We start from the raw sequence: 1768 nt of genomic DNA on the forward strand, positions 1-1768 counted from the left end.
AGCCCTTTAGCTAAGCCGGGCGATTGCGACTGCCAACTATCGGCGTAGAATTTATTTACCGCCATTTGCGTCCTTTCTGTCTTCCTCTTCAATTTTCACACCCAACTTGTCGAATTCTTTGACATCTTTTTGGGCAAGCCTACCGTAACTTGCGATAAGATTAGACAAATCGTTATAAATTTTGGAAACACGTTTCGCTTGTGATGTATTTAAGTTATCACCACGTGTCCAACCATCTTTTGTATTTGTAACTGCTGAGGTCAATTCAGAGACTTTTACTGTCTCAAGATGATACCCTTTTTTCACACCTCTTTTTGCCATGTTTTAGTCCCTTCTAAAATGTAAGGCACCAAGCTTCAAATGCAATATCTGGGTGCTTGATTTTATCAATCGTATGGTAGAGTGACCGTTGTCTACTCTTACACTCAGTGATTGCTTGTCCTACTTGTGTTTTTGCTTGGTTTAAGTGATTTTTGGCATTTTCTAGCTCTCTTTTATATTCATTTTTTTTCTGACCAGACCATTGACCACTTCCTGCACTATTCAAAGTTTTAATATGATAATTTTGCAAATCACTTTTAATTTGCTTAAACTCCGAAATCGCATGCTCTAATTCTTTAATTTTATTTAAAGCATCATACGCACTCATTCAAATTCCTCCAAATCACGAACTGCCGCAAAGGGATCATCGTCCTCTACTGATTGAACTTTTTCCTCAACTTCTTGTTGTTCTTCCACACTAATTGCACTTGATTCAAATTGACCATAGGCTTCATTGATTTCTTCTATCAATAATTTATCATCATCATCCGTGAATCCCTCATGAACAATTTTAATAATATCTTCACGATTAAAGTAAGCAATATTTTCATCAAACATGCCTTCTGGATATAAAATAGCACCGTAGTCGTAGTACTTACTTTCTAAAATACTACCACGACTAATAATCATCAGTTTTTTTAGCGCTCCTTTTAAAATCACGATACTACCGAGCGGCAAATAAGTTTTTTGTTCAGACATTTTCTTTTCCTCTATTTCTAAGTTTATAAAATGGATCATTTGGATATTCAAGTGTTTCTTCCTCTTGAATAGGTTTTGGTGGCGTTGTGGGTGCTTTAGGGATAGTAGTTTTCGATACTACTGGGTCAACTGGCTTATTAGGTTGCTCAGCAGCGTTATCTAAACGTTGCTTAATAAACTCTTTGTCTAATTCATCTTCGTAGCCTAGTTGCTCGACTTTACTAATATCCCCTGCTTTGATAATAATCGTCTTATAGGTGCTACTTTCCCCAAAAGGATGCGGAACACCTTTATAAGTCGCAAGCATCTCCCCAGTTTTTTGCTTAATGAATGTTCTAGCCATGATGATATACTTGCTATCATCATTTTTAATACTGACAGCTGTCCCAAGGGGTAAAAGGGTCACTTCTTTAGTCATTTGAATCTCCTCTTTGTTTCGGTAATTTCAGCTTGTCATAAATTGCGCCACCCTTCATGACATAGAATGCTTCATGAAGGAACAGGTCTGGCTCTTGTGAATGCGCTTGTCCCTTAATTAAAGGAGAATCATAGACCCGTTCGCCAATTAAGCCTGAGAATTTCATGGTACGAATTGCTTTTGGTACTGCTTCAAAAGACTTGGCAATATACTCATGTGGTGTGAAGATAATAAAATTCAACCCTACTTTACTGCTAGCTTTCAAAGCTAAAACAAAGTCCTCTGCCTTTAGATTTGTTTTTAAAATAAAATCAGAGAGATTGCTAATAA

The 1768-nt window shown here is 36.8% G+C and carries 5 protein-coding genes; all 5 read right to left on the minus strand.

Annotation, left to right across the window (positions count from 1 at the left end):
- Positions 1-51 precede the first annotated feature (51 nt).
- A complete protein-coding gene (locus ACYQ21_RS15445; RefSeq protein ID WP_460059559.1) occupies positions 52-321 on the minus strand; it encodes a hypothetical protein in 270 nt (89 codons plus the stop codon).
- A 13-nt stretch (positions 322-334) separates the two neighbouring features.
- Complete coding sequence (locus ACYQ21_RS15450) at positions 335-649, minus strand: hypothetical protein (protein ID WP_460059561.1); 315 nt, start codon at positions 647-649, stop codon at positions 335-337.
- Positions 646-1020: a DUF4176 domain-containing protein gene (locus ACYQ21_RS15455; protein WP_460059562.1), complete on the minus strand. Its 375-nt coding sequence runs from the start codon at positions 1018-1020 to the stop codon at positions 646-648. The genes ACYQ21_RS15450 and ACYQ21_RS15455 overlap by 4 nt, the downstream gene beginning before the upstream one ends.
- Complete coding sequence (locus tag ACYQ21_RS15460) at positions 1013-1438, minus strand: DUF4176 domain-containing protein (RefSeq protein ID WP_460059563.1); 426 nt, start codon at positions 1436-1438, stop codon at positions 1013-1015. The genes ACYQ21_RS15455 and ACYQ21_RS15460 overlap by 8 nt, the downstream gene beginning before the upstream one ends.
- The coding region (locus ACYQ21_RS15465; RefSeq protein WP_460059565.1) for a hypothetical protein at positions 1431-1768 on the minus strand (338 nt) is incomplete at its 5' end. The genes ACYQ21_RS15460 and ACYQ21_RS15465, both read right to left, overlap by 8 nt.

Source organism: Pseudolactococcus yaeyamensis (assembly GCF_054658615.1).

Coding starts and splice junctions, on each gene's coding strand:
- ACYQ21_RS15455 (WP_460059562.1), bottom strand. CDS start 1,020: ATGTCTGAACAAAAAACTTATTTGCCGCTCGGTAGTATCGTGATTTTA.
- ACYQ21_RS15460 (WP_460059563.1), bottom strand. CDS start 1,438: ATGACTAAAGAAGTGACCCTTTTACCCCTTGGGACAGCTGTCAGTATT.
- ACYQ21_RS15450 (WP_460059561.1), bottom strand. CDS start 649: ATGAGTGCGTATGATGCTTTAAATAAAATTAAAGAATTAGAGCATGCG.
- ACYQ21_RS15445 (WP_460059559.1), bottom strand. CDS start 321: ATGGCAAAAAGAGGTGTGAAAAAAGGGTATCATCTTGAGACAGTAAAA.